Source organism: Geodermatophilus sp. URMC 62 (assembly GCF_052931475.1).
Genome location: NZ_JBRFHY010000001.1, coordinates 756,297 through 782,086 on the forward strand (window position 1 = coordinate 756,297; position 25,790 = coordinate 782,086).

The window sequence follows — 25,790 nt, forward strand, 5'->3', positions numbered from 1 at the left end:
GCCGGAGGACCTGATGACCGCCAACGAAGACGTCGCCGCCCGCTCACCGATCCGAGCCGACCGGACCGGCATGTTCGCCCTGTGGGGCGCCAACGGGATCTCCGCGCTGGGCAGCGCGATGACCAACGTGGCCGTCCCGTGGTTCATCCTCCAGACGACTGGCAGCGCCGCGCGCACCGGACTCGTCGCCACCGCGATGACCCTCGGCGCGGTGCTCTCCGGGGTGCTCAGCGGCCCGCTGATCGACCGGTTCGGCTTCAAGCGCTCCAGCGTCCTCACCGACGTCGCCAGCGCCGTCCTGATCGCCGGCATCCCGCTGCTCTACGCCGCCGGTGCGCTGCCCTTTTGGCTGATCCTCGTCCTGGTCTTCGTCATCACATGTATGCAAGGCCCCGGCGACGCCGCCCGGTACGCCCTGGTGCCCGGGCTGGCACACCGCGCGGGCACGACCATCGAGCGGGCCAACGGCGTCGACCGCACGATCGCGAAGGCCACGCTGCTGGTCGGCCCGATCGTCGGCGGCGTGCTCATCGCCGCCCTCGGCCCGGAGAACGTGCTCTACGTCGACGCGGTGACGTTCGCCGCTTCTGCGGTCCTCATCGCGCTGTTCGTGCACCCGCGCAGCCACGAGGAGGGCGCGGCCGCCGTGGCCCAGATTGGCCGCAGGTACCGGGCCGACCTGCTCGTCGGGCTGAGGTTCGTGTTCTCCAACGGCCTCCTCCTGTCGATCGTCACCGTCGTGGCGGTCGCCAACGCCCTGGACGGCTCGCTTGTCACGGTGGTGCTGCCGGTGTATGCCCGCGACATCTGGGGTAGCCCCACCGCCTTCGGCGCCCTGACCTCCGCCATCGGCGCGGGCGCGCTGATCGGTGCCGCGGTCTTCGGCCTGATCGGTCACCGCATGCCGCGGCGACTGGTGTTCCTGGTCGCCGGTGCCGGCGGAGCACTGCTGCTCTACGGCGGGCTGGCACTGACCCCGCCCCTGGGAGTCATGCTGCTGCTGGCCTTGCTGGGCGCCGTCGTGGCCGGCCCGATCGTGCCGCTGATCTTCACGGTGGTGCAGACCATCACGCCCGCCGACGTCTACGGGCGCGTGTTCGGCGCGCTGCAGTCGCTGTCGGCGTCGCTGGCCCCGATCGTCATCGCCATCGTCGGCTTCGTCATCGAGGGTGCTGGCCTGGTGCCGACCATCGTCACCCTCGGCGCGATCTACCTGGTGGTCACTCTCGGCATGCTGTTCAACCCGGCCCTGCGCCGCCTCGACATGGACCGCGCCTCCCCCCTGCCCGAGCAGACCGGGTCACCGGCAACCGCGCCCGCACCCGCGCCCGACCGCACCGAACCAGTGGCATGACCGGCCCGGAGGACGACACCCTGCCGGTCGGGGCGCGGCGGCCGGTCCTGCTGGTCGTCGGCGGAGATCCGCTGGATGTGGCGACCACGGCCGCCGCCCTGGAGCACCGGTTCGGCGCGGACTACCGGGTGCTCACCGCCGGCTCGGCCGCGGTTGCCCGCGCCGAACTGGGTCGCCTGTCAGAAGCCGGGGAGCCGGTCGCCCTGGTGGCCGCGGACCTGCACCTGTCCGACGGCGACGGCGTCGTCCTCCTCCAGCAGGCCGCCGTCCTGCACCGCGGTGCCACCCGGCTGCTGCTGTTCGACATGGACGAGAACCACACCCGGATCCCGTTCGGCGAGCTGCCCGCCCTGCAGCGCGCGAGCGCGCTCGGCCAGATCGACGCGTGGATGGTGAAGGGCTGGAGCAACCCCGAGGAGTGGCTCTACCCCCGGGTGCAGGAGGCCCTCAGCACGTGGTCGAGGACGCACCGGCCGAGCCACGTGGTGTACCGGATTGTGGGCGACCCGTGGGATCCGCGCTGCCACGACCTCCGGGACAGCATGACGGTCAACGGCGTGCCGTACCTCTTCCACTCGCCGGACAGCGACGCCGGCCGCCGGCTCGTGCACGACCACGGGATCGACGTCCGGCGGCTGCCGGCTGTGGTCCGGCACGACGGATCCGTGCTGTACCGGCCGTCGTTGGTGGAGCTTGCCGTCTCCCACGGCATCCGGATCCGGCCCGCCACCGAGGACTACGACCTGGTGGTCCTCGGCGCCGGGCCGGCGGGGCTCGCCGCCGCCGTCTACGGCGCCTCCGAGGGGCTGAGCACCCTGGTGGTGGAGGAGCGGGCCATCGGCGGGCAGGCTGGCACCAGCTCCATGATCCGCAACTACCTCGGCTTCCCCGGGGGCATCAGCGGCGGGGAGCTGGCTCACCGCGCCTGGCAGCAGGCCACCCTGCTGGGCGCCGAGTTCGTCTTCACCCACGAGGTAACCGCGTTGACCACCGACGGCGGGCGGCACGTGCTCGGCTTCCACGACGGCGGCTCCGTGGCGGCCCGGGCTGTCATCCTCGCCGCCGGCGTGCGCTATCGGCGCCTGGGCATCACCGACCTCGACCGGCTCACCGGCGCCGGTGTCTTCTACGGCGCGGCCGGAGTGATGGCACCGGCGGTCACAGGCGAGCAGGTCTATGTCGTCGGCGGCGCCAACTCCGCCGGGCAGGCCGCCCTGCACCTCGCCAGGTACGCGGCCCGGGTCACGCTGCTGGTGCGCGGCGGGTCGCTGGCCGCTGGCATGTCGGACTACCTCGTCCGCCAGATCGAGGTCACGCCGAACGTCGAGGTCCGGCTGCACACCCAGGTGGTCGGCGGCCGCGGCGACACCCGGTTGGAGGGCCTGACCCTGCAGGACCGGTGGACGCACCGGAGGGAGGACGCGGTCGCGGCGGCGGTCTTCGTCATGATCGGCGCCGAGCCGCGCACCGACTGGCTGGCCCCCGTGGTCCGCCTCGACGAGCACGGTTTCGTCCTCACCGGCCGCGACATCCCCATCTCCGACTGGCCGCTGGCCCGGGACCCCTACCCCTTCGAGACCAGCCGACCGGGTGTCTTCGCCGCAGGCGACGTCCGCTACGGATCGGTCAAGCGGGTCGCCGGAGCCGTCGGCGAGGGCTCGGTCACCGTCGGCTCCGTCCATCGCTACCTGGCCGACCTGGCCGCGGACCGCGAGCAGGTGACGAACCCGGCGCGCGTGTAAAGCCCGCCTGCCGGGCCGGGTGCTTGGGAGGACCGAAGGGCTGCTGAACCTCCCCTCGAGGGACCTGTCATCTCGCCCAGGACACCGTTCCTGCTGCTCGTGACACGCACTGGTCCAGCAGCATCCCGAAGAGCAGGGCCAGCGCCGGTCGGTGGGCGATTCCGACCGGCGATGAGCACGTGGGTCGCGCGGCGGCCGGTGACCGCGTACGTGCGCCTGGGGACTCCTGCTCGCCGTTCTGGTGCCGCCTGGGCAGCCACCGGCCGCCCCGCGTGAGAGGAACGCCCGACTCCCGCGGCGCCTGGGTAACCGGCACGGTTTGGTCGTCCGGCCGCGCCCCTCGAGTCAGCCGTCCATGTACCGGATCCGAGCCGTCACCGGGCGGCGGCGGGAGGCTACAGGTTCTCCCAGGCCGCAGCGAGGAAGGAGAAGATCACCACGTCCTGCAGCCAGTGAGCTACCAGGCAGTGCTGTTCTACACGCTGGGATTCGCCGCGCTCGAGGCGCCGTTCGCTGCCAGCCCAGACGGCGGGGTGCAGGACCAGGCCGACACGCATGCCGTGCTCACCGGCCGCCGGTAGCCGGTAGCCGGTAGCCGGTAGCCGACTATCCGCACATCGCGGTCACCGTCGACCACCTGTACGGGCCCGACCTCACCGACCAGTTCGACCACGGCCTGCGGCTGCTGCTCGCGGGCCTGCGGACTCAGCTGCCGCCCGCCGATGACGGGCCGGGCTGATTGACGCGGAAAGCAGGGGTGGTGCCCCGGGAGTGCTGCCGTGCTCGCCACCTGCTGGCCCCGTACGCCGGCCCTGACCGCGGACAGCGAGCGCGGGCCGTGAACGTGGCGCCGGTGGCCGCGGCTGCTGCTCGTCGAGCAGGTCCGCTGCCGGTGCAACGGTGTGCAGCCGTCAGTGAGCTGGCTGGTGGAGCAGGCGCCCCCGCAGGACGTCGTCGACCGCGTCGACCACCGCATCGGGGTGGGCCATGTGGATGTTGTGGAACCGGTCGTCGAACTCCCGGTGCGTGGCCGCGCGGGACCGGGCGGCGAGCTCGCGGTGCATGCCCACCCACCGCTCGCTTCCCCGGGCGTGGCTGCTCAGGACCGCCAGCGGTAGATCGCCGAACTGCGGCCGGCCGACGTCGGCGATGCGCTGCTGCGCCTCCCGAGCGCAGGGCAGCACCGAGCGGAGCTCGGGGCCGGCGGCGCCGCCGGGCCCCATGCTGCGGTCGACGGCGTCGACCCAAGCGCGCCGCTCGTCCGGGCTCAGCCGGGCCTCGAAGGCGCGCTGCTCCGGATAGAGCGGAAAGGCACGCAGCGCCAGCAGCAGCCGGATGAGGCCGAGGGGAGCCAGCGCCTTGAAGACCGAGGCCAGGACTCCCGACACCGCGAAGCCGATCTGGACTCCGCGGTCCTCGGCGACCTCGTCGGGAGTCGCATCGACCTGGACCAGGCCGGCGAGGCGTTCGGAGTGCTGCTGGGCGTGCAGTCGGGCGATGAACCCGCCCAGGGAGTGCCCGACGAGGACGTAGCGGCCCTCCGGTAGACACGCGTCCAGAACGGCCTGCAGCTCGGCGACGTAGCGGTCGGCGGTCGGCGCCGGGCCGGCCTCGCTGCCGCCGAGCCCGGCGCGGTCGTAGGTGACGACCTGGGTGTCTGCGGCGAGGCGGTGGGCGACCGCGGTCCACGACGCTTGGACATCCCCTGCGCCCACGACGACCACGACGGCCGGCGTCTCCGGTGTGGGCCGGAGGCCGCGCACGGTCACCGCCACCTGGTAACCGCCGGCGTCGACGTACCGCGTTGCCTCGGCGGCGACGTGCCGCCTGGTGGCCACGGCTTCCGCAGTCGCCGCGGCGGCCAGGGACGCCGCCGCGACCACTGCGAGGGTGCGCTTCATCGGTCCTCCCCGCTGCCGGTGGGTGCTTCTGTACCGGGTGCTGTCGGCACGGCGCAGTGCCCGGCGGCGCGGCCTCCGCCGTCGTTCACCGCAGCAGCCCGCGGACGAGGACGGCGTCGAGTCGGGCGAGCAATCGGACGACCGCCGGCATGACGGCGATCAGCACGAGCCCGCAGGCGACGGCTCCGAGGTCGGCCGGCAGGCCGGAGACGGTGACCGTGCCGAGGTGCAGCGCCGGGTCGTCCAACGTCCAGGCGTAGGCCGGGAATGAGAGGGCGCCCAGCGCGGTGCTCCAACCGGTCAGGGTCAGCGTCGCCGTGAGGACGCCGACGGGGCCTAGCAGCAGCCCGTAGGCCAGCGTGCGCCAGCCCGCGGCGTCGGCCAGGCGGCCCCGCCACCCTGGCCGCGCCGGACGCGGAGCCGGGGTGCCGACGCCGAGAAGCGCGCGAGCCCGGGCCCGCTCCATCCTGCCCATCAGCCGGGCGGTGTACAGGGTGCCGATGAGCAGCGGGACGCCGATCAGCGTGATCGCCAGGACGGCGGACACCGACAGCAGCGTGGTGAAGACGGTGAAGGTGACCAGGCCGATCGGCAGGTCGGCGAGCAGGTGCAGGGTGCGGCGGTACGTGGCCGGGTCGAGCAGACCGACACCGTGCCCGGTGCGGACGCGGACCGTGGTGGTCGAGGAGGTCATCGGGGGCTCCGTTCAGCGGGGAGGGCGGCGCGGAGGGCAGCGAGGAGGTCGTCGGGCCGGCCGTCCTTGTCGAGGTAGGCGGTGGCTCCGGCGGCGAGGGCGGCGGCGCGGTGGGCCCCACTTACGGAGACCGCGACCACCGGCATCCCCGTCGTGAGCCGGCGGATGAGGGCCAGCCCGGTCGCCGGGTCGGGCAGCCGGACGTCGACGACGGCGAGGTCGAACGGGCCGTCCTGCTCGGCGGCGGCCCGGGCCTCGGCGGCGGTGGCCGCGGTCACGGCCGGCGTGAGGTCGGCGGTGCTGGCGAGCAGGTCGCCCAGGGCGGCGCGGACCCGGATGTCGTCGTCGATGATGAGCACCCGCCGGGTCATGCGGTGGCGGGAGCCGCCGCGTCGGCGGCAAGGGGGGTGCGGGGGCTGCGGGCGGCGGCGACCGCGGTGGCCGCGACCCGGGTGAGCACCATGACCAGGGCCATGAGGACGAACGCGGCCCGCCAGGCGTCGGCGCCGGTGATCTGGTGGCCCATCGAGAAGCGGGCGACGGCAGGTCCCCACGAGTGCGTGGCGAGCTCGGCGAAGGCGATCCGGCCGCCGATCGCGAGCACCCAGACGACGGCGAAGGCCGCACCGGCGCGGGCCAGCAGCCGGCCGGAGCCGTCGCGGAGCAGCCGGGTGCACGCGGCCGCGGCGAGCCCGAAGACGACGCCGGCACCGATCCCGGCAAGCTCGAGCAGGCGGTCGTTGCCGTCGCCGGGGACGTCGCGCAGGTAGATGCCGGCGGCCACGGCCACCACGGCCAGGGGCACCAGGTACGTGCCGCGGGTGACCGGGCGGGTGCCCAGGTTGCGCAGCAGCACCCAGCCCAGCAGCGTGCAGTTGAGGATCCATTCGGCGGTGGTCATCGCGGCCTCCCGGCGTGGTCGAGGGGGAACGCGGTCCACCCTCGCCGGGCGGCCGGCACCGGTCATGCGGCGTCGCACCGACCGGGCCTCTGCGCTGCGGCCGACCACGGCCTCGGCTCGATGACGTACGCCGGGGAGCCGGCTCCGGCCCCGTCAGCCCGCGGTGAGCGGCACGCGGACCGTGATCCGGCAGCCGGCACCTGGCGCGGTGTCGACGGTGAGCCGCCCACCGATGGCGTCCGCGCGCTCGCGCATGGTCCGCCGGCCCAGGTGCCCCGGCGGCTCGACGGCCGGGTCGAAACCGATGCCGTCGTCCGCGACGCAGACCACCAGCTCGCCGCGGTCGACCCCGAGTGTGACCGCAGCCGAGCGGGCGGCCGCGTGCTTGATGGTGTTGTGCAGCGCCTCCAGCACCAGCCGGTACAGGTGCTCCTCGGCCTGCGCGGGCAGCGGCGGGCGATCGGCCGGTCCGCTCACCATGATCGGCAGCCCTTCCCGGGCGGTGAGCGCGGCGGCCTGCCGTTGCAGGGCGGCGACCAGTCCCTCCTCGGCGAGTGCGCCGGGGCGCAGCTCGAAGAGCAGCGCCCGCATCTCCGCCAGAGCACCCTGCGCCAGCTCGGACAGCTTGGCGGTGGCCGCACCGGCGGCGGAGTCGGCCGCCACGCCGACGGCGGCGAGATGCCGTTGGGCGGTGCGGGCGTGCAGGGTCATGGAGAACAGCGCCTGGCTGACCGAGTCGTGCAGGTCCCGGGACAGCCGCTGGCGTTCCAGCAGCGCGGCGTGCTCCTCGGCCGCGGCGAACAACGCGGCGTTCTGCACGGCGACCGCGGCCTGATCGGCGACCGCGGTGAGGAACACCTCGTCGTCCTCGGACAGCCGGACTCCGGCGGGCAGGTACACGTGCAGCTCACCCAGGCAGCGGCCCTGCACCACGAGCGGAGCGACGGCGAGGTCCTCCCAGCCGCCGTCCTGCCAGTACTCGTGCAGCAGCGCGAACCGGGGGTTGCGCAGGCCGTCGTGGCGGTAGCCGGGGAGGACCGCCACCCGCGGCAGGCCGGCCGCCGAGGTGTCCGGGCGGGGCATCGCCGCCCACGCCCGCCGCAGTCCGTGGACGTAGCCGTCGGGCAGCCGGTCGTCGCCGTAGGCGGCCAGCCCGTTCCGGTCGTCATCGGCCCAGCTGACCAGGGAGCAGCCGTGGGCGTTGACGGAACGGCGCACGGCGGTGACCACGTCACGCAGGGTGCGCTCGACCGGTTGGTCGACGGTCATCCCGGCGGCGATCTCGGTGAACGCCTGCATGCGCCGCTCCAGCCGCTCGAAGGCCAGCACCCGGTCGGTGGCGTCGGTGACGATGTCGACGAACCCGCTGACCTGCCCGTCGGCAAAGGTGGGGGCGAACACGACATCCCAGTAGGTGACGATGCCCTGGTCCTCCAGCCGGTGCGCGGCCTACCGCACCTGCCGGCCGGCCAGCACGCCCTCCAACAGCGGGGCGAGCGCCTCCTCGTTGCCCGGGAGCATCTGCTCCAGCGTCCGGCCGGGCGAGGCGTAGTCCGGCGGGGCGCCGAGGTAGTGGGTGAAGAAACCGGCCCAGGTCTTGTTGCAGCGCAGCAACCGGTGGTCGAGGTCGAAGACGGCCACCCCCATCGGCACCCGGTCGAAGAAGATCTCCAGCAGCTGGTCGTCCAGGTCGCCGGCCGCCGGGTCGACCGGCACGGTCTCCCGGGCGGCGGGAACCGCGGAGGTCACCGGCCGGCCCGCACGGCAGGTGCGGCGCCTGCTGCTGGGGTGCGGGACGCCGGCACGCCGACGGCGGTGCCCGGAGACGGGTCGGCGTTGGTGTCGACGAGGCCCTCGCGGACCGCCCACATCGCCAGCTGGGTGCGGCTGGCCAGCCCGAGCTTGCCGAGGATGTTGGACACGTGGGTCCGTGCGGTCCGCTCGGTGACCCCCAGCCGGCCGGCGATCTGCCGGTTCGTGCCGCCTTGCGCGATCAGGGCCACCACGTCTCGCTCGCGCCGGGTCAGCACCCCCGCGGCCGAGGCGGGAGCGCGCAGGGCGGTGGCCAGCGCGCGGGCCGCAGCCGGGTCCAGGTGCACCTCGCCGGCGACCGCGGCGCGCACGGCCCGGACCACGTCGTCGGCGTCGGCGTCCTTGAGGAGGTAGCCGGCGGCCCCTGCCTCCAGCGCAGCCCGGACCTTCGTCTCCTCCAGAAAGCTGGTGACGGCCACGACCTCGACCTCGGGCCAGCGGCGCTTGATCTCGGCGGTGGCGGTGATGCCGTCCAGCACCGGCATCTGCAGGTCCATGAGAACGACGTCCGGGGGCTCGCCCGCGGCGGCCAGCCCCGCGATCCGGTCGAGCGCCGCGCGGCCGTCGCCGGCCTCGCCCACGACGGCCATGCCCGGCTCGGTGGCCAGGTAGCCGACCAGCCCGGCACGGACGACGCGGTGATCGTCGACCACGAACACCCGCACCACCGCTTCGTCGATCACCATCGCCCGCCCCCCGCCCCCCGCCCCCCGCCGACCGCACCCGACCGGACGGCAGTGTGCCGGAGTCGGCAGCGGCCGGTAAGGGGCTCAGGACACGGGGATGGGAGCGGCAACCGACACCCGGGCCGGCTCGGGAACAGCCGTCCGGCTGCGACCAGCCAGCGTGGCCGGCCCCTCGACGAGCACCACCGCGACCGCGGCCATGCAGCCGAGGCCGGTGAGGAACCAGAACAGCCGGTCGTCTCCGCCGATCGCTCCGCAGCCGGCGTAGACGGCGTCGCTGGCGGCGTGGAACAGCCCGGCGAGGAGCACGCTGCCGCCGGTGCAGTTGAACAGCCAGGTCGTCAGCACGCTCTGGGCCAGCACGAACAGGGCGAACCCGGCGTACGGCACCGTCGAGACCGTCTGACTCGGCAGCAGGAACGTCGGGACGTGCCACAGCGCCCAGATGCCGCCGAGCACCAGGCTGGCCGGCAGCGCCGGCAGGAGGCCCTGCAGCCGGGGCAGCGCGAACCCGCACCACGCCAGCTCCTCGGTGAGGGTGAACAGCGGAATCCCGATCAGGAAGTACGACAGCGCCTCACCGGTCGCCATGACCGCGCCGAACTGCGCCGACCCGCCGATCGCCAGCAGCAATCCGGTGCCGCCCAGCACCAGCACCCACGGCAGACCCAGCGCGACGGCGTACCAACGCAGCCCGACATCCCACCGCACCACCCGCCGTGCCAGGTCCCGAACCGCCGCCCGGCCGCCGGTGACGGCCGCGACCACGAACGTGCCCGGCAGCATGCTCCACAGCGCCAGGCTCCCCGGTACGTGCCAACCCCACCAGCCGTGGTCATCACCGATCCGGGTGATCCACACGAACCACGGCAGGCCGAACGCGACGACGAAGAAGACGGCCAGGTCCCGGCGGATCCGTCGGGCCGCGAGAGGCGCGGTAGCGATCATGGTGGCTCCCTGCTGCTGCCGGAGGACGACGCGTTCACCCTCATGCCGCGCTGGCTGCCGGCGCGTGGGGGCAACGACGAGGCACACCTCGGCTCTGCGACCGACACCGGTCTCGGTGCAATGACGTAGCGCACCGTGCGGCCCGACCGCTATCCGGTCGGGGAATCGGTTGCCCGACGCCTGGATGGGCGAGGGTTCGCCGTTCGATCGGGCGAGCAGGTGCGCCCGCGCGCGCACGGGCTGGGCCAGGCGGTCCGGAAAGTCCGGAAACTGGTCCGGATACTGGCCCGAAACACAGCGAAGACCGGCGCGATTGCGCCGGTCTTCGCTGTCAGGGACCCATTCTCGGACCCTGATGAGTAGCGGGGGCAGGATTCGAACCTGCGACCTCTGGGTTATGAGCCCAGCGAGCTACCGAGCTGCTCCACCCCGCGTCGGTGAGACCACCATACACCAGCCGAGCGCCTCCCCGCCGGGCCCCACCGCTCGGCAGCGGTAGGACCCGGCAGGGGCCTGGCTCAGCCCGTCGGCTGCGCCGCCTGCGCGGCCCGGTAGGCCTCGACGGCGGCCTGCAGCCGGGCCAGCGCCTCTCCCTGGGCGGCGAAGTCGCCGCTGCGCTGCGCGTCGGAGAGCGCCTGCAGCGCCGCGTCGAGCTCGGCCACCGCGGCGTCGAGCCCCGGCGCCGGTGTCCCGCTGTCCGCCGGTGGCGTCGTCGGTTCGGCCGGGGTGGTCGGCTCGGCGGGCGGCGTCGTCGGGGTCGTCGGCTCCTGGGTGTCCGGAGTCGTCCCGGCGTCCCCGCTGTCGACGGCCGTGTCCCCCGCACCGGGGCCGAACACCTGGTCGAGCGCGTCGGACAGGGTGTCGGCGTAGCCGACGCTCCCCCCGTAGTTGACCAGCACCTTGCGCAGCAGGGGGAAGGAGTTCTCCCCCGTCCCCTCGACGTACAGCGGTTGGACGTAGAGCAGCCCGTTGCCGCCGATGGGCAGGGTCAGCAGGTTGCCGAACACGGCCTGGGAGTTGCGGCTGTTGAACAGCGTCAGGTCCTGCGCGACCTCGTCGTCGGTGTTGAACGACTGCTGCACCTGCTGCGGTCCGCGGAAGGGCGTGTTGCCCGGCAGCCGCAGCACCTGGATCTGGCCGTAGGTGTCCGGGTCGCTGGACGCCGAGATGAACGCCGACAGGTTCTGCCGGCGGAAGGCGTTCAGCGCGCTCGTGATCTGGAAGGTCGCGCCCTCCTGGTCCTGGCGGGCGGCCAGGATGTAGTACGGCGGCTGCGCCTCCTCGGTGTCCACGGTCGGGTCGGCCGGCACCGCCCACCGGTCGTTCTGGTTGTAGAAGTCCGTCGGGTTGCTCACGTGGTAGCGGGTCAGCACGTCGCGCTGCAGCTTGAACAGGTCCTCCGGGTACCGGACGTGGCTGACCAGCTCGTCGCTCATGGACCCGCGCGGCTCGATGACGCCAGGGAAGGCCGCCCGGTAGGCCTCGAGCACCGGGTCCTTCTCGTCCCACTCGTAGAGCGTCACCTCGCCGCTCTGGGCGTCGACGGTGGCCTTGACCGAGTTGCGGATGTAGTTGAACTGCTCGTTGGGCAGCGCGGTGGTGCCGGTGCCGGTGAGCGCGTCGGAGGCGGCCTCACCGAGCTCCATGCGCTCGGAGTACGGGTAGGCGTCCGACGTCGTGTAGCCGTCGAGGATCCAGGTGACCCGGCCGTCGATCACCGCCGGGTACGGGTCGCCGTCGACCTCCAGGAAGGGCGCGGCCTTCTCCACCCGCTCGCGCGGGTTGCGGACGTAGAGCACCTTCGAGGCGTCGTTGACCGCGCCGGAGAGCAGGAAGTTGCGCTCCCGGTAGTAGATCGCGAAGGTCAGCTGCCGGAAGAAGCTGCCGATCGCGACGCCGCCCGCGCCGTCGTAGGTGTTGTTCACCTGGCCGTCCGAGCCGTCCTCGGGCCGGTCGAACTCCCGCGGCTCGGCCCCTTCGGCGGCGCCGACGACGGAGTAGTCGTCGATGAGCTCGCCGTAGTAGATGCGGCCCTGCTCGACCGGGATGTCCCCGACGGTGGGCAGGTCGCGGCTGGTGAAGTTCGGCTCGCCGCCCTCCTGGCCGGTGACCACCTGGTTGGCCGGCGCGGCCACGAACCCGTTGCCGTGCGTGTAGACCGTGTGCCGGTTGATCCAGGTGTCCTGGTTCTCCGACAGGCTGTTGCTGTCGAGCTCGCGGACGGCGACGACGTAGTCGCGGGTCTGCCCGTTGATCGTGTAGCGGTCGATGTCGAGCTTCTCGGGGAAGCCGTAGACGTTGCGGATCTGCTGGCGCGCGGTGAACGTGCCGGACAGCACGTTGGGGTCGAGCAGCCGCGCGTTGGGGATCGTGGCGTCGTCGGCCCGCAGCTGGGCCAGCGCGGCGTCGGTGTCGACGTCGTCCCCGGTGGTCTGCTGGGCGAAGTCGACGTAGTCGACGTCCGAGAGCCCGTAGGCCGCGCGGGTCGAGGCGATCGCCCGCTCGATGTAGGCGGCCTCGCGCTGGTCGGCGCTGGGCCGGACGACGAACTGCTGCACGATCGCCGGGTAGGCCACGCCGATCACCAGGCTGGACAGCAGCAGGAGCACCAGGGCCGCGGCCGGCAGCCGGAAGTTCCGGACGACGACGTTGGCGAAGAAGGCCACCGCGCAGAAGGCGGCCGCGAACACGAGGATCGTCTTGGCCGGGAGCAGCGCGTTGACGTCGGTGTAGCTGGCGCCGCTGAACAGCTCCCCCCGGTCGGAGTAGACCAGGCTGTAGCGGTCGAACCAGTAGGCGATCGCCTTGAGCGCCACGAACAGGCCCAGCAGCACCGAGAGCTGCACCATGGCCGCGCCGGTGAGCTTCTGCCCCGGCGTCTGCAGCCGCAGGCCCCCGAACACGTAGTGGGTGAGCAGCGAGCCGATCAGCGCCAGCAGCACGATGGCGAAGCCGAAGCTGATCAGCAGCCGGTAGAAGGGGTACTCGAAGACGAAGAACGACAGGTCCAGGCCGAACTGCGGGTCGGTCTGGCCGAAGGGCCGCGCGTTGCGGAAGGTCAGCCAGGTCTCCCAGCTGCCCTGTGCGGTGAAGCCGGCGAACAGGCCGACGACGACGGCGACGGCGGTGAGCACCAGGGTGCGCCGGGGCTCGAGCGACTGGCGGTAGCGCTCGAGGTTCTGCTGCTCCAGCGACATCGGCCGGAACGCGGGGCGGAACCGGTAGGCGAGGTGGATCGCCAGCGCGGTGAGTCCACCGGTGGCGACGCCGGCCACCGCGAACAGCAGGGCGCGGGTCTGGAGCTCGGTCCAGAACACCTCGGTGTACCCGGTCTCGTCGAACCAGAGGTAGTCGACGTAGACGTTGGTCAACGTCCCGATGGCCGTGAACAGCACCAGCAGCACGGCGATGGACCCGATGACCACCTTCGCGCGCCGCGACAGTGTCGGCACGGACACGGGGGGCCGCATGGCCACGAGCGGTCTCCTTCAGTTGCGGTGCGGCGGCGCACCCGGGTGCGCCGCCGCGGTGGGGCGACCGCGGTCCTGGCGGTGCGGTCTCGCTGAGCGGTCGTGCGGTGTCGGACGTCCGGTCGGCACGGGGTCCGGTCCGGCCCGGCTCCGGCGGTGTCGCCCCGACCAACGTCCGGCGCGGCACCGGGTTCCCCGGGAGTCCCCTGCCGGCCGACAGCTTCCCCCAAGCAGCCGGGGGCACGTCGGGCGGCCGTCGTCCGGGGGCGCCCGCCGGGGGTGCCGTCGCGGGCCCGGCAGCGGCCGGCCGGCACCCGACGCCGGGCTCCGCGCTCTCAGCAGCCCGGGGGCGTGCGCCCCTCGCGGAGGTCGCTCAGGGCGGTGAGGGCGTCGTCGAGGGTGCCGACGCGGGCGAGGGTCAGACCGGGCTGGGGCGCGGCGAGGGCGTCGGCGCAGTTGTCGGCCGGCACGAGGAAGAGCTCGGCGCCGATCCCGGCCGCCGCGACCATCTTGAGCTGGATGCCGCCGATCGGGCCCACCGTGCCGTCGGCGTCGATGGTGCCGCTGCCGGCGACCACCGCACCCTCGGTCAGGTCGGTGTCGCCGACCAGGTCGAGGATGCCGAGGGTGAGCATCAGGCCCGCCGAGGGGCCGCCGACGTCGGCCACGTCGATGTCGACGTCGAAGGGCGCCGAGGGCTGCTCGACGACCATCACGCCCAGCACCGAGCCGCCGCGGTCGGGGGCCTGGCCGGTGGTCACCGTCGCCGTCGCAGGCTCGCCGAGCCGGGTGTAGGCCACCTCGACGGGGGTGCCGGCCGGGATGGCGGTGAGCACGGCGGTCAGGGTGGCGTTGTCCGGCGTCGGCCGGCCGGCGACCGACTCGATGGCGTCGCCCTCCTCGAGCACGCCGTCCGAGGGCGAGTCCTCGCCGGAGACCCCGCGGACGACGATCTTCGCCGGGTAGCCCAGCTCTCCCAGCGCCGCGGCCTCGGCCGACTCCTCGGAGGTGAGGAACGCCTGGCGGTTCGCCTGCTCGATCTCCTCCTGGGTCTGGTCGGGCGGGTACACCGACTCCTCGGGGACGACGCTGACCTCGTCGTCGAACCAGCCGCGTACCGCCTCGACCAGGCTCAGCCCTGCGCGGCCGACGCCGACGGTGGTCAGGTTGAGGTTGCCGCTGGTGTCGTTGCGCTCGCGCCCGCGCACGGAGATGACCGGGTCGCCGTCGATGTCCCCGAGGGTGTTGAACGTCGGTCCGGGCACCTGGGCGACGTAGGGCACGGGCAGGGCGGCGCCGAGGACGCCGGCCACCAGCAGCAGCACCACACCGACGGCGAGGACGGCGATCCGACGGGTCACGACCGGCCAGCTTAGGAGAAGGACCTCCCTGCCCCCACCGCTCACACGCTCGCGGCAGGCCCCTGCCGGGGGGCGACCCCATCCCTCACGGCTCGCACGCTCGTGGCACACCCTGCAGGGGGCCGACCCGCCACCGCTGGTCCGCTCGCCGGGCCGCGGCGGCTCGGCCGTCCGCCGAGAGCGGACGGCGGAGCCGCCGATCCGGCCGCGACGGGGTGATCACGCGTCTACCGTGGAGGCATGAGCGACCTGCCGTTCGGCTTCGGGATGCCCGACCGCGACCCCGAGCGCCGCGACCAGCCGGGCTCGAACCCCGCCGACCCGTTCGGCTTCGGCGCGCTGTTCGGCGCCGGCGGCGCGGGGAGCGGCACCCCCGAGGACCTGCTGGGCAAGATGCCGCTGTTCGCCGAGCTCCAGAAGCTCATGAACTGGTCGGGCGGCCCGGTCAACTGGGACCTCGCCCGCCAGGGCGCGATCAGCGCGTTGGCCACCGGCACCCAGCCCACGTCGGAGGCCGAACGGGCCGCCGTCGCCGAGGCGCTGCGGCTGGCCGACCTGTGGCTGGACCAGGCCACCGACCTGCCCTCCGGCATCGAGCGCACGCTGGCCTGGTCGCGCGTGGAGTGGGTCGAGCAGACGCTGCCGGCCTGGAGCACGCTCATCGACCCGCTGGCGGAGAAGGTCGTCGCCGCGATGACCAGCGCCCTCCCGCAGGAGGCCATGGCGATGGCCGGGCCGCTGGCCGGGATCATGGGCCGGATGGGCGGGCTGATGTTCGGCGCCCAGGTCGGCCAGGCCTTCGGCCGGCTCGCCGGCGAGGTCCTCACCGGCACCGAGGTCGGCCTGCCGCTGGCCCCGGCCGGCGCCGGCGCGCTGGTGCCGCAGAACGTCGCCGCCTTCGCCGAGGGCCTGGACCGGCCGGCCGACGAGGTGCGCCTGTTCCTGGCGCTGCGCGAGGCGGCCTCGCTGCGGCTGTTCGCGCACGTGCCGTGGCTGCGCCAGCAGCTGCACGACGCCGTCCACGCCTACGCCCGCGGCATCACCATCGACCGGGAGGCGATCGAGCGCGGGCTCACCGACGCGATGGGCTCGATGGGCGGCGGCTTCGACCCGTCGAACCCGGAGAGCATCCAGGAGCTCCTCGGCAGCGGGCTGCTCGAGCCGGAGGAGACGCCGGAGCAGCAGATGGCGCTGCGCCGGCTGGAGACGCTGCTGGCACTGGTCGAGGGCTGGGTCGATGCCGTCGTCGCCGCCGCGGCCGGCGAGCGACTGCCGGGTCACGACGCCCTGGCCGAGACGATGCGCCGCCGCCGGGCCTCCGGCGGCCCGGCCGAGCAGACCTTCGCCACGCTCGTCGGCCTGCAGCTGCGCCCGCGCCGGCTGCGCGACGCCGCCACGGTCTGGGGCGCGATGGCGCAGCGCCACGGCGCCGCCGAGCGCGACCGGCTGTGGTCGCACCCCGACCTGCTGCCCACCTCCGACGACCTCGACGAGCCGCTGGACTTCGTGGCCCGGCAGGGCGTCGACGACGAGCTGCGCCAGCTGACCGCCGACGACGCCGGGGAGGCCCGGGACGCGGGCCCGGCCGACGGCTCGGAGGAGCCGTCCGGCGACGGGGACGACGCCGCCCGCTGAGCCCGGCGCACGCGCTCGGATCGACCCTCCGCGAGGCGGGCGGCAGCGGGCCCGGGCCGTCGCCCTCAGTCGACGAGGTCGCCGGCTCCGTTCCCGCCGTCGGCGTCCGCCCCGTCGGCGCGGGCGGACTCCACGCCCTCGAGGAAGCCGCGGGCCCGCTCGGCGCGCGGGTAGCGGGCCACCAGGGCCCAGAACCGGGCGTCGTGGCCGGGCTCCAGCAGGTGGGCCAGCTCGTGCACCAGGACGTAGTCGACGACGTACTCGGGCATGGTGCGCAGCCGGCTCGACAGCCGGATGCTGCCGTCGGCGGGCGTGCAGGAGCCCCACCGCCGCTGCTGGTTGCCCACCCACCGGACGCTGGTCGGCCGGGCGACCCCGTCGAGGTGCGCCGCCGACAGCGCCCGCGCCCGCGCCATCAGCTCGTCGTCCCCGCCCATCGAGCGCCGGCGGCGCTCCTCGCGGGTCTGCAGCTTGGCCACCATCTGGGCCACCCACCGCCGCTCCTCGGCCGGGGTGAAGGCCGCCGGGATGAGCACGATCGTCCGGCCGGACTCCCGGTAGGCGGTCACCGTCCGGCGCCGGCGCGCGCTGCGGCGCACCTCGACCGGCCCCGGTGCAGAGGGAGGGCCGGACGGGGAGTCGGACGTCGCACCGCGCACGACTGGACCGTAGTTCCCGCCACCGGCCGGTGCGGCGGCGGGAGCCACCCGCACGGGTACGAGTCGCACGGACGGTGGACAGCCGCGGTCCGCCTCCCGTGACCCCGTCCACAGTGCGGCGGTCCGATGGGTGCAGGTGGCGGGCGCGCGACCGGTGGCGACGGCGCGGCGTCCCCCGGCCCGTCCCCGGGATGCGCACAGCGACACGCCGCCGCGTCCCCACGCCTTCCACAGGGTCGTCCACAGGCTGTGGGCACACGGCCGGGGCCCGACCGCCCGTCGTACCGGGGCCCGTCGGACCACCCGGGTAGCGTTCCCCGACGACGGCGGCGGCCGGGGACGGACGCCGAGCGGCCCGACGACGAGGAGGCACCGTGGCGGAGAGCTACAACGGCTACTGCGTGAAGTGCAAGGAGAAGCGGGACTTCGACGGCGAGGTCAAGGTCAGCGAGTCCGGTCGCCGGATGGCACAGGGCACCTGCCCGGTGTGCGGCACGAAGATGAACCGGATCCTCGGCAAGGCCTGAGGGAGGACCCTCCTGCCCGCCCGCTCGCAGGTCCGTGGCGGGCCCCTGCAGGAGGGCGACACGGCGGCGTCCCGCACTGCGGGAGGCCGCCGTCGTCGTCTCCGCACCTGTGGACAGCGCCGGCACGCCGGCCCCCTCCCCTGCCACGCTGCCCCGGTGTCCGACGCCCACCCCCTCCTGCCACCCGGCACGCCGCTGCTGCAGCGCGGGCCCGACGCCCTCCAGGTGGGCGGTGTCGACGGCGCCGACGGCCTGCTGGTCGGCGCCGACCCGGCCACGGTCGCCGGCCTGCTGCGTGGCCTGGACGGCCGGCGCGCCCAGCGGGTGGTCCTCGCCGACGCCGGCGCGGCGGGTCTGGACCCCGGCTCGGTCGGCGAGCTGCTCGACCGGCTGCGGGCCGCCGGCACGCTGGTCGACCTCGGGGCCGCCGACCTGCTCGCCGCCGACGCGGGGCCGGCCGCCACCGCCCGTGCGGCCGCGGAGCTGCCCGCCGCCCGCGACCGCGCCGGCTCCTCCCGCTGGCACGCCCGGCACGCGGCGTCGGTGGTGGTCGAGGGCGCCACGCGGGTCGGCGTCCCGGTGGCGGCACTGCTCGCGGCCAGCGGGGTGGGGCGCGTCGCCGTCCGCGACGAGGGCGCCGTGGCCGCCGGGGACGCCGTCGTCGGTGGGCTCACCGCCGCCGACGAGGGCCGCCCGCGACGCCAGGCCGCCGCGGACGCCGTCCGCCGGGCCAGTCCGCTCACCGACCTGCGGCCCCTGCCGCCGGGCGCCGTCCCCGACCTCGTCGTGCTCTCCCGGCCCTGGTCGGCCTCCGACCCACTCGTGGCCGGGCTGCACGACGCCGGGGTGGCGCACCTGGTCGCGACCGTGCGCGGCGAGACCGGCGTCATCGGGCCGCTGGTGGTGCCGGGGGTGACCAGCTGCCTGCGCTGCGCCGACCTGCACCGTCGCGACGCCGACCCGCGGTGGCCGGTGCTGGCCGCACAGCTCACCGCCGCCGCGGTCGTGCCGAGCGGCGCCACGCTCACCTGCTGGGCCACCGCGCTGGCCGCCGCGCAGCAGGCACTGGCCTACCTCGACGGCAGTAGCAGCCCCGCGGCGCTGTCCGCCGTCGTCGAGCTCCGCCCGCCCGACCTCGCGCCCCGGCTGCGCCGGTGGCCGCCCCATCCCGGCTGTGGGTGCACCGGCCCCGACCCGTCACCGGCTGCCCGGGCGCACGGGACACCCGGTCCCGCCAGCGGCCCGAGCCCTGCGCAGGGGACAATGGCACGGTGAGCGACGACGCACGGGGGATCCCCAGGGGCTCGATCTCGCGCACCGCGCGACTGGCCTCGCTGCCCCTCGGTGCGGCCGGGCGCGCCACGCTGGGCATCGGCAAGCGCCTGTCGGGTCAGCCCCAGGAGGCCGTGACCGCCGAGCTGCAGCAGCGCACCGCCGAGCAGCTGTTCGCCGTGCTCGGGCAGCTCAAGGGCGGCGCGATGAAGCTCGGGCAGACGCTGTCGGTCTTCGAGGCCGCGGTGCCCGACGAGGTGGCCGCGCCCTACCGCGAGGCGCTGGTCAAGCTCCAGGAGGAGGCGCCGCCGATGCCGGTGCGCACCGTGCACGCGGTGCTCGCCCAGCAGCTCGGCGGTACCTGGCGCACCCGGTTCCGGGAGTTCGACGACGCCCCGGCCGCGGCCGCCAGCATCGGTCAGGTGCACCGCGCCACCTGGCGCGACGGCCGCGAGGTGGCCGTCAAGATCCAGTACCCGGGGGCGGCCACCGCGCTCATGGCCGACCTCAACCAGCTGGCCCGCTTCGCCCGGTTGTTCGCCGCGCTCTTCCCCGGTCTGGACGTCAAGCCGCTGATCGCCGAGCTCAAGGCGCGGGTGGTGGAGGAGCTCGACTACGGGCTCGAGGCCGACGCGCAGCGGCAGTTCGCCGCGGCCTACGCCGGCGACCCGCTGATCGTCGTCCCGCGGGTGGTCGCCAGCGCGCCCAAGGTCATCGTCTCCGAGTGGCTGGAGGGCCTGCCGCTGTCGCGGGTGATCGCCGAGGGCACCCCGGAGCAGCGCGACCGCGCCGGGCACCTGATGGCGGTCCTGCACTTCTCCGCGCCGCACCGGGCCGGTCTCCTGCACGCCGACCCGCACCCGGGCAACTTCCGGCTGGTCGACGGCGACCGGCTGGGCGTCATCGACTTCGGCGCCACCGCCCGGCTGCCCGACGGACTGCCCGAGCCGATCGGCCGGCTGGTGCGCTGGGCGCTGGAGGGACGCGCCGAGGACGTCCTGGCCGACCTGCGCACCGAGGGCTTCGTCCGCCCGGGCGTCCAGGTCGACGCCCAGGGCGTGCTCGACTACCTGCGGCCGATGCTCGAGCCGATCGAGCGCCACGGCTTCCGCTTCACCCGCGCGTGGATGCAGGACCAGGCCGCCCGCCTCGCCGACCCGCGCAGCGAGGCCAACCGGCTGGGCCGCCTGCTCAACCTGCCGCCGGCCTACCTGCTCATCCACCGCGTGACGATCGGCTCGATCGGCGTGCTCTGCCAGCTCGACGCCGCCGCCGACTACCGCAGCGTCTGCGAGGAGTGGCTGCCCGGCTTCGTCGCCTGACCACGACGCCGAGGAGGCCGGGTCCCGGACGCACCGGGAGCGTCCGGGACCCGGCCTCGGCCGGTGGGGGGTCGGGCCCCCGCGGATGGGGCCCGCAGGGACGGCCCCTGCGGACGGCGGCGCTGCCCTCACCGGGCGCGTGCGCACGGTGGGGGCAGCGGGCCGCTACCGGACGGCGGCGCTGGCGCGCGCGGCACGCCGGGTGGCGTACTCCGCGCGCCGGGTCCACCGCCGGGCGGCGAGCAGCCGGCGCGCGCGGGCGGCGGCGTCGGCCTCGGCCCGCAGCTCGCGCAGCCGGGTGGTGGCGAGCTCGTACTCGTAGGTGCTCATCTCGGTTCCTCGGTGCTCGGCGGGTGGAGAGCCCGCGCGGTGTACGGGTGTCGGTGTCGGATGCCGGCCGCGGCTACGCCGCGACGACCTTGCGGGGCCGGCCCCGCGGGCGCTTGCGCGGGATGACGACACCCCGCTCGAAGATCTCGCCGCCCCAGACGCCCCAGGGCTCGCCACGGTCGAGCGCGCCGGCCAGGCAGGCGTCGCGGACCGGGCAGTCGCCGCACAGGACCTTGGCCTGCTCGAGCAGCGCCGGGCTCTCGGCGAACCACAGGTCCGGGTCGTCGGACCCGCGGCACGGCAGGGTCCGCCGCACCGGTGCCGGGGCCAGCGGCGGGCGCGGGGCCCTCGGGGTGGCGTCGCCGGTCCGGGGGAGCCCGGGTCGGCGGTGGGACGTCGGGCGGGCGATCGTCTGCTGCACTGCCGCTCCTCCTCGTACTCGTCGTGTGCGCGGCCGGCGGGGGCCCGCCGACCGGGTGGTCGGGGCCGGGTGCCGCGAGAGACGAAGAGGCCGCGGATCCCGGGTTCGGGTTCCGCGGCCTCGAGGAGGACCGGACGAGCGGCTAGCTCTGCGGTCTCCTCGGGGGAGGGATCCCGAGGGTGGTGCTCGTGGTGGGCTTCGGGTCGGTGGTGGTACGGAGGACGCCGGTGCGGGCGCCGATACCGAAGACGTCGGTCCCGATGACGGCGGTGCCGAGGAAGCCGGCGCCGAGGACGCCGGTGCCGAGGACGTCGGTGGCGGCGAGGCCGGCGGTGGGCAGACCGGTTCCGTGCACAGCGACGCCGGCGGCCGCGAGGCCGGTCCCGGTGAGGGCGAACGGCGTCATGGCCCGGACGACGGCCCGGCGTGGACGCACGGACGGCGTGACGCCACCCAGCGCACCGGCCTGCGGCGCACGCGCGGCGAGGGCACCCGGGCCGGAGACCCCGGCGGGGGTGCAGATCCACGAGGTGTCGGTCACGGTTACCCCTCCTCCCGGGGTCGGAGCCGGCGGTCGGGCCGGGCTCGGTCTGGCGCGCCCGAGGGGTTCCGCCAGGCGCAGATCGGACAGTAGGGGCGGTCACAGATCCGGCGCAACGCAATTAACGGCGCCGTCCTCCGCCCGCGGCACGGGCCCAGCCCACCCCGCACCGTCGACACCCGCCGTATGCGGTCAGTCGCCGATCGTCGCCAGCACGTCCTCGCCGTAGAGCTCGAGCTTGCGGGCCCCCACGCCCGGCAGCCCCGACAGCTCGCGCAGGCTGGCCGGCCTGGCCTCGGCGATGGCCTGCAGCGTGGCGTCGGTGAAGACGACGTAGGCCGGCACCGACGCCGCCTGCGCGGCGCTGCTGCGCCAGGCGCGCAGCCGCTCGAACAGCTCTCCCGCCTCACCGTCGAGGACGACCTTGACCTTCTTGGCCTTCCGCGGCACCGGCGCCGCCGACGGCGTGGACCCGGGCACCAGGCCCTCGAGGAAGCGGCTCCGGGGACGCGGGCGCCGGGCACCGGGGTTGCGGACCAGCGACCAGGACAGCGTCAGCTGCTCGCGGGCCCGGGTGACCGCGACGTAGAGCAGCCGGCGCTCCTCCTCCACCGCCTCGGGCCGCGACAGCGACTGGGCGATCGGCAGCACGCCGTCGACCAGGCCGACGACGAACACCGCGTCCCACTCCAGGCCCTTGGCCGCGTGCATCGAGGCCAGGGTGACCCCCTGGACGGTGGGCGCGTGCTGGGCGTCGGCCCGCTCGGCGAGGTGCGCGACGAAGCGCGGCAGGTCGACGGTCGGGTCCTCGGCGACCAGGTCGACGGCGAGGTCGACCAGCGCGGCCAGCGACTGCCACCGGTCGCGCGCCGCACCGCCGGCCGGCGGCCGGTGCTCGACCCAGCCGGTCGAGGCCAGCACGTCGCGCACGGTGGGCACCAGCGCGCCGGGCTCGCTGCCGCCGGCCGCGGCCCCGCGCAGCAGCACGACGGCCTCGCGCACCTCGGGCCGCTCGAAGAACCGCTCGCCGCCCTTGAGGACGTAGGGCACCCCCGCGTCGGCGAGCGCGGACTCGTAGACCTGGGACTGGGCGTTGATCCGGAACAGGACGGCGATCTCGGCGGCCGGCGTCCCCGCCTCGACCAGGGCGCGGCAGGCCTGCGCGACCGCGGCGGCCTCGGTGGGCTCGTCGGGGTGCTCGAAGAAGCGCGGCGCGGGCCCCTCGGCGCGCTGACCGAGCAGCCGCAGGCCCGGCAGCCCCTTCCGCGGCGGCGCCTGGCCGATCAGCTTGTTGGCCAGCGCGACCACCTGGGGGGTGGACCGGTAGTCGCGCTCGAGCTTGACCACCTCCGCGTCGGGATAGCGGTCGGCGAAGCCGAGCAGGTGGTCGGGGTCGGCGCCGGTGAAGGAGTAGATGGTCTGGTTGGGGTCACCGACCACGCAGACGTCGGCACGCCCGCCGAGCCAGGCGTCGAGCAGCCGCTGCTGCAGCGGGTTGACGTCCTGGTACTCGTCGACGACGAAGTACCGGTACTGCGCCCGCACCTGCCGGGCGACGTCGGGGTGCTCCTCGAGCGCGAACGCGGTGACCAGCAGCAGGTCCTCGAAGTCCAGCGACCCGTCGCGCTGCTTGGCCGACTCGTAGGAGGCGTACACCCGCGCCACGGCGTCCGCCTCGAACGGCGGCTCCCGCCCCGCCGCCTGCGCCCGCTTGGCGTAGTCCTCCGGCGTGGCCAGCGTGGTCTTGGCCCACTCGATCTCGCTGGCGAGGTCGCGCAGGCTGGTGCGGTCGGTGGTCAACCGGTTGCGGGTCGCCGCCGAGGCCACCACGCGCAGCTTGTTCTCGATCAGCGGCGGCAGCGGCCCGCCGAGCACGCGCGGGGCGAAGTAGCGCAGCTGGCGCATCGCCGCGGCGTGGAACGTGCGGGCCTGCACCCCGCCGACGCCGAGGCCGGCCAATCGGGTGCGCAGCTCCCCGGCCGCCCGGGCGGTGAAGGTCACCGCCAGCACCTGCTCGGGCACGAAGGCGCCGGTGTGCACGCCGTAGGCGATGCGGTGGGTGATGGTGCGGGTCTTCCCCGTCCCGGCGCCAGCGAGGATGCAGAGCGGTCCCGTGACGACCTGCGCCGCCGTCCGCTGCTCCTCGTCGAGACCGGCCAGCACCGCCTCGGCGCCCGCGGCGGAGGGAGCCGGGGACCCGGCGGCACGTCCGGGTGCGTCGGCTGTCCGCGGCATGCGGGGTCCCTCCAGGTGGTGTGCGGGCGGGCGGTCGCGCGACCGTCCCCCGAGTCTCCCAGCCGGGGACGACACCCGGCAGGGACACCCCGGGCCTGGGGACGGCGGCGCGGGTGGGGACGGGGAAGGTCCGCCGCGGTCGGGGTGTTGCCCTGCCCAGGACGCCGTGCGCCCCGCACCCACCGACTGCCTGGAGGACCCCGAGTGACTGCCGCACCCGCCGCCGTGACGATGTACACCACCACCTGGTGCGGGTACTGCGTGCGGCTGAAGAAGCTCATGCAGATGGAGGGCATCACCTACTCCGAGGTCGACATCGAGCGCGACGAGGCCGCCGCCGACGTCGTGATGAACGCCAACGGGGGCAACCGCACGGTGCCGACCCTCGTGTTCGCCGACGGCAGCGCCCTGACCAACCCCAGCATCGACCAGGTGAAGGCCCAGCTGGCGCAGCAGCCCGGCGCCTGAGACGGCGGGGGGTGCACGGTCACCGACCCCCGACGGTGCATCATCGACCCTCGGCGGGTCGAGACCGTGGCCCCCGACCGTCCCCGGCCCCCCGGCCGGACCAGCCCCGGGAGCCGCTGCCGTGACCTCGGACGCCGTGCACCTCACCGCCGTCGACACGTCCTGCTCCTCCCCCGGTGACCCGGCGGACCGGCCGGCCGTCGTCGTCGCCCGGACCGGTCGCGGCTGGAGCGTGTTCGCGCCCGGCCGCGCCGAGGACGTCGGGGACCTCCTGGAGGGCATGTCCCTGGCCGACCTCGTCGCCGAGGAGCTGGGTGCCCCCGCCGAACCCGACCGCACCGCCCGCCGGGCGGCCCGCGGTCCGGCGGCCGACGAGGTGGCGGCCGACCCGCACGAGGTCCGGATCGCGGCGCTGGAGCGCACCGTCGCCCAGCTCGAGCACGCGCTGGCCTCGCGCGTGGCCACCGAGCGAGCCATCGGCGTGCTCGCCGAGCGGCACACCACCACGCCCCGCGCGGCGTTCGAGGCGCTGCGGGCCCAGGCCCGGTCCTTCGGCCGCCCGGTGCACGAGCTCGCCCGCGAGGTGCTCGCGACGCTGGAGCGGCTGCCGGGCGAGCCGCCGCCGGCCGCACCCGTCGCACCGGCCGCTCCCGCACCGGCCGCTCCCGCACCGGCCGCTCCCGCACCGGCCGCCGAGACGGCGCCGGGCGCGGTCCCACCCGCACCGCGGCGGACCGCCGGCCGGCGGGTCGAGCGCGGCACCAGCCGGCCCGGCCCGGCGTCGCCCGCGGACGGCCGCCGCTGAGCGGTCCGCAGCCGCTGACCCCCGGTGCGCTGGCCCAGCGGCTGGCCGCTCTCCTCGCCGACGTCGAGCCCCTGCCCGGGGCCGCTGCGCTGCGGGTCGCCGTCGACGGCCCCGACGTCGCCGCGCCGGCGGACCTCGCCGCCGCCGTCGCCGGGCGGCTGCCCGTCCTCGGCCGGCCCGCGGTCGTCGTCCCCGCTGCCGGGTTCCTCCGGCCGGCCTCGCTGCGCCTGGAGCACGGCCGCACCGACCCCGACGCGCGCTACACCGACTGGCTCGACACCGGGGCGCTGGCCCGCGAGGTGCTCGACCGGGTGGGGCCGGGTGGTCCGGGCGAGTACCTGCCCGTGCTGTGGGACGTCGAGCGCGACCGCGCCGCCCGCGCCGGTTACCGGCCGGTGCCGCCCGGCGGGGTGCTGCTCGTGCCGGGGGCGCTGCTGCAGGGCGTGGGGCTGGCCTTCGACGTCGTGGTGCACCTGCGGGTGGCGCCGGCCGCGCGCCGCCGGCGGTTCCCCGCGGAGCAGTCATGGGAGCTGCCCGCCTTCGACCGCTACGACGACGAGGTCGACCCCGCCGCGCTGGCCGACGCGGTGGTGCTGGCCGACCGGCCCGAGCACCCGGCGCTGGTGCTGCAGAACCGGTGGGCCGCGCCGCCGCGGTGATCAGGTGACCTGATCGTGGCGCGTCCTCCCTCACGGTGGGCGGTGAG

General features: G+C 75.1%; 25 protein-coding genes and 1 tRNA gene. 10 read left to right on the forward strand and 16 right to left on the reverse strand.

Annotation, left to right across the window (positions count from 1 at the left end):
* Positions 1 to 13: 13 nt before the first annotated feature.
* The 3 genes from ACU616_RS03600 to ACU616_RS03610 all read left to right on the forward strand — a co-directional run bounded on the left by ACU616_RS03600 (position 14) and on the right by ACU616_RS03610 (position 3,677).
* A complete protein-coding gene (locus ACU616_RS03600; protein WP_446757123.1) occupies positions 14 to 1,354 on the forward strand; it encodes an MFS transporter in 1,341 nt (446 codons plus the stop codon).
* The gene (locus tag ACU616_RS03605) at positions 1,351 to 3,096 is read left to right on the forward strand and encodes an FAD-dependent oxidoreductase (protein ID WP_446757124.1); all 1,746 of its coding nucleotides are present in this window, start codon (positions 1,351 to 1,353) and stop codon (positions 3,094 to 3,096) included. The genes ACU616_RS03600 and ACU616_RS03605 overlap by 4 nt, the downstream gene beginning before the upstream one ends.
* Positions 3,097 to 3,548: 452 nt before the next feature.
* Positions 3,549 to 3,677 carry a hypothetical protein gene (locus ACU616_RS03610; protein ID WP_446757125.1) on the forward strand — a complete coding sequence of 43 codons (129 nt, stop codon included), beginning with the start codon at positions 3,549 to 3,551 and terminating at the stop codon, positions 3,675 to 3,677.
* Positions 3,678 to 4,007: 330 nt separating this feature from the next.
* On the opposite strand, the gene ACU616_RS03615 is transcribed toward ACU616_RS03610, so the two are convergent.
* The 11 genes from ACU616_RS03615 to ACU616_RS03665 form a co-directional block, all read right to left on the reverse strand.
* On the reverse strand, positions 4,008 to 4,997 hold the full coding sequence (locus ACU616_RS03615; protein ID WP_446757126.1) for an alpha/beta hydrolase: 990 nt from the start codon (positions 4,995 to 4,997) through the stop codon (positions 4,008 to 4,010).
* An 85-nt stretch (positions 4,998 to 5,082) separates the two neighbouring features.
* The gene (locus ACU616_RS03620) at positions 5,083 to 5,691 is read right to left on the reverse strand and encodes a sensor domain-containing protein (protein ID WP_446757127.1); all 609 of its coding nucleotides are present in this window, start codon (positions 5,689 to 5,691) and stop codon (positions 5,083 to 5,085) included.
* Complete coding sequence (locus ACU616_RS03625; RefSeq protein ID WP_446757128.1) at positions 5,688 to 6,062, reverse strand: response regulator; 375 nt, start codon at positions 6,060 to 6,062, stop codon at positions 5,688 to 5,690. The genes ACU616_RS03620 and ACU616_RS03625 overlap by 4 nt, the downstream gene beginning before the upstream one ends.
* Positions 6,059 to 6,592 (reverse strand): hypothetical protein, encoded by a 534-nt coding sequence (locus tag ACU616_RS03630; protein ID WP_446757129.1) that lies wholly within the window; start codon positions 6,590 to 6,592, stop codon positions 6,059 to 6,061. The genes ACU616_RS03625 and ACU616_RS03630 overlap by 4 nt, the downstream gene beginning before the upstream one ends.
* A gap of 153 nt (positions 6,593 to 6,745) precedes the next feature.
* Entirely contained in the window at positions 6,746 to 7,993 is a 1,248-nt protein-coding gene (locus ACU616_RS03635; RefSeq protein ID WP_446757130.1) for a sensor histidine kinase, read from the reverse strand.
* A 48-nt stretch (positions 7,994 to 8,041) separates the two neighbouring features.
* Complete coding sequence (locus ACU616_RS03640) at positions 8,042 to 8,341, reverse strand: PAS domain-containing protein (protein WP_446757131.1); 300 nt, start codon at positions 8,339 to 8,341, stop codon at positions 8,042 to 8,044.
* Positions 8,338 to 9,090, reverse strand: coding sequence for a response regulator (locus ACU616_RS03645; RefSeq protein ID WP_446757132.1), 753 nt, complete (start codon positions 9,088 to 9,090; stop codon positions 8,338 to 8,340). Before ACU616_RS03645 ends, ACU616_RS03640 begins: the two co-directional genes overlap by 4 nt.
* Positions 9,091 to 9,174: 84 nt before the next feature.
* The gene (locus ACU616_RS03650) at positions 9,175 to 10,038 is read right to left on the reverse strand and encodes a CPBP family intramembrane glutamic endopeptidase (protein ID WP_446757133.1); all 864 of its coding nucleotides are present in this window, start codon (positions 10,036 to 10,038) and stop codon (positions 9,175 to 9,177) included.
* Positions 10,039 to 10,398: 360 nt separating this feature from the next.
* Positions 10,399 to 10,472 (reverse strand) — tRNA-Met (locus tag ACU616_RS03655).
* 84 nt (positions 10,473 to 10,556) lie between these two features.
* Positions 10,557 to 13,496 carry a UPF0182 family membrane protein gene (locus tag ACU616_RS03660; protein ID WP_446757134.1) on the reverse strand — a complete coding sequence of 980 codons (2,940 nt, stop codon included), beginning with the start codon at positions 13,494 to 13,496 and terminating at the stop codon, positions 10,557 to 10,559.
* A gap of 347 nt (positions 13,497 to 13,843) precedes the next feature.
* Complete coding sequence (locus ACU616_RS03665) at positions 13,844 to 14,869, reverse strand: YlbL family protein (protein WP_446757135.1); 1,026 nt, start codon at positions 14,867 to 14,869, stop codon at positions 13,844 to 13,846.
* A 240-nt stretch (positions 14,870 to 15,109) separates the two neighbouring features.
* Between ACU616_RS03665 and ACU616_RS03670 the strand changes: the two genes are divergently transcribed.
* Positions 15,110 to 16,504 (forward strand): zinc-dependent metalloprotease, encoded by a 1,395-nt coding sequence (locus ACU616_RS03670; protein WP_446757136.1) that lies wholly within the window; start codon positions 15,110 to 15,112, stop codon positions 16,502 to 16,504.
* A gap of 65 nt (positions 16,505 to 16,569) precedes the next feature.
* On the opposite strand, the gene ACU616_RS03675 is transcribed toward ACU616_RS03670, so the two are convergent.
* A complete protein-coding gene (locus ACU616_RS03675) occupies positions 16,570 to 17,163 on the reverse strand; it encodes a M48 metallopeptidase family protein (RefSeq protein ID WP_446757137.1) in 594 nt (197 codons plus the stop codon).
* A gap of 374 nt (positions 17,164 to 17,537) precedes the next feature.
* On the opposite strand from ACU616_RS03675, the gene ACU616_RS03680 reads away from it, so the two are divergent.
* The 3 genes from ACU616_RS03680 (at position 17,538) to ACU616_RS03690 (ending at position 20,284) form a co-directional block, all read left to right on the forward strand.
* The gene (locus ACU616_RS03680; protein ID WP_012950213.1) at positions 17,538 to 17,690 is read left to right on the forward strand and encodes a DUF5679 domain-containing protein; all 153 of its coding nucleotides are present in this window, start codon (positions 17,538 to 17,540) and stop codon (positions 17,688 to 17,690) included.
* A gap of 156 nt (positions 17,691 to 17,846) precedes the next feature.
* Positions 17,847 to 18,965, forward strand: a complete 1,119-nt coding sequence (locus ACU616_RS03685) for a ThiF family adenylyltransferase (RefSeq protein ID WP_446757138.1) — start codon at positions 17,847 to 17,849, stop codon at positions 18,963 to 18,965.
* Positions 18,962 to 20,284 carry an ABC1 kinase family protein gene (locus ACU616_RS03690; RefSeq protein ID WP_446757139.1) on the forward strand — a complete coding sequence of 441 codons (1,323 nt, stop codon included), beginning with the start codon at positions 18,962 to 18,964 and terminating at the stop codon, positions 20,282 to 20,284. Before ACU616_RS03685 ends, ACU616_RS03690 begins: the two co-directional genes overlap by 4 nt.
* 165 nt (positions 20,285 to 20,449) lie before the next feature.
* On the opposite strand, the gene ACU616_RS03695 is transcribed toward ACU616_RS03690, so the two are convergent.
* The 4 genes from ACU616_RS03695 to ACU616_RS03710 all read right to left on the reverse strand — a co-directional run bounded on the left by ACU616_RS03695 (position 20,450) and on the right by ACU616_RS03710 (position 23,811).
* The gene (locus tag ACU616_RS03695) at positions 20,450 to 20,614 is read right to left on the reverse strand and encodes a hypothetical protein (protein WP_446757140.1); all 165 of its coding nucleotides are present in this window, start codon (positions 20,612 to 20,614) and stop codon (positions 20,450 to 20,452) included.
* 73 nt (positions 20,615 to 20,687) lie between these two features.
* Positions 20,688 to 21,035 carry a WhiB family transcriptional regulator gene (locus ACU616_RS03700; protein WP_446757141.1) on the reverse strand — a complete coding sequence of 116 codons (348 nt, stop codon included), beginning with the start codon at positions 21,033 to 21,035 and terminating at the stop codon, positions 20,688 to 20,690.
* Between the two features lie 142 nt (positions 21,036 to 21,177).
* Positions 21,178 to 21,576 carry a hypothetical protein gene (locus tag ACU616_RS03705; RefSeq protein WP_446757142.1) on the reverse strand — a complete coding sequence of 133 codons (399 nt, stop codon included), beginning with the start codon at positions 21,574 to 21,576 and terminating at the stop codon, positions 21,178 to 21,180.
* 192 nt (positions 21,577 to 21,768) lie between these two features.
* Positions 21,769 to 23,811 carry an ATP-dependent helicase gene (locus ACU616_RS03710; protein WP_446757143.1) on the reverse strand — a complete coding sequence of 681 codons (2,043 nt, stop codon included), beginning with the start codon at positions 23,809 to 23,811 and terminating at the stop codon, positions 21,769 to 21,771.
* 204 nt (positions 23,812 to 24,015) lie between these two features.
* Here ACU616_RS03710 and ACU616_RS03715 point away from each other — a divergent pair, with 204 nt between their 5' ends.
* From ACU616_RS03715 to ACU616_RS03725, 3 genes are all read left to right on the forward strand, one after another.
* Positions 24,016 to 24,279: a mycoredoxin gene (locus ACU616_RS03715; protein ID WP_446757144.1), complete on the forward strand. Its 264-nt coding sequence runs from the start codon at positions 24,016 to 24,018 to the stop codon at positions 24,277 to 24,279.
* Positions 24,280 to 24,400: 121 nt separating this feature from the next.
* Positions 24,401 to 25,084, forward strand: a complete 684-nt coding sequence (locus tag ACU616_RS03720) for an ANTAR domain-containing protein (protein WP_446757145.1) — start codon at positions 24,401 to 24,403, stop codon at positions 25,082 to 25,084.
* A gap of 311 nt (positions 25,085 to 25,395) precedes the next feature.
* The gene (locus ACU616_RS03725) at positions 25,396 to 25,743 is read left to right on the forward strand and encodes a hypothetical protein (protein ID WP_446757146.1); all 348 of its coding nucleotides are present in this window, start codon (positions 25,396 to 25,398) and stop codon (positions 25,741 to 25,743) included.
* The last annotated feature ends 47 nt before the right edge of the window (positions 25,744 to 25,790 follow it).

What these genes read in the sequence shown, in the direction of transcription:
- ACU616_RS03600 (WP_446757123.1), top strand. Translation starts at nt 14, where the DNA reads ATGACCGCCAACGAAGACGTCGCCGCCCGCTCACCGATCCGAGCCGAC.
- ACU616_RS03605 (WP_446757124.1), top strand. Translation starts at nt 1,351, where the DNA reads ATGACCGGCCCGGAGGACGACACCCTGCCGGTCGGGGCGCGGCGGCCG.
- ACU616_RS03615 (WP_446757126.1), bottom strand. Translation starts at nt 4,997, where the DNA reads ATGAAGCGCACCCTCGCAGTGGTCGCGGCGGCGTCCCTGGCCGCCGCG.
- ACU616_RS03620 (WP_446757127.1), bottom strand. Translation starts at nt 5,691, where the DNA reads ATGACCTCCTCGACCACCACGGTCCGCGTCCGCACCGGGCACGGTGTC.
- ACU616_RS03625 (WP_446757128.1), bottom strand. Translation starts at nt 6,062, where the DNA reads ATGACCCGGCGGGTGCTCATCATCGACGACGACATCCGGGTCCGCGCC.
- ACU616_RS03630 (WP_446757129.1), bottom strand. Translation starts at nt 6,592, where the DNA reads ATGACCACCGCCGAATGGATCCTCAACTGCACGCTGCTGGGCTGGGTG.
- ACU616_RS03645 (WP_446757132.1), bottom strand. Translation starts at nt 9,090, where the DNA reads ATGGTGATCGACGAAGCGGTGGTGCGGGTGTTCGTGGTCGACGATCAC.
- ACU616_RS03650 (WP_446757133.1), bottom strand. Translation starts at nt 10,038, where the DNA reads ATGATCGCTACCGCGCCTCTCGCGGCCCGACGGATCCGCCGGGACCTG.
- ACU616_RS03670 (WP_446757136.1), top strand. Translation starts at nt 15,110, where the DNA reads ATGAGCGACCTGCCGTTCGGCTTCGGGATGCCCGACCGCGACCCCGAG.
- ACU616_RS03695 (WP_446757140.1), bottom strand. Translation starts at nt 20,614, where the DNA reads ATGAGCACCTACGAGTACGAGCTCGCCACCACCCGGCTGCGCGAGCTG.
- ACU616_RS03710 (WP_446757143.1), bottom strand. Translation starts at nt 23,811, where the DNA reads ATGCCGCGGACAGCCGACGCACCCGGACGTGCCGCCGGGTCCCCGGCT.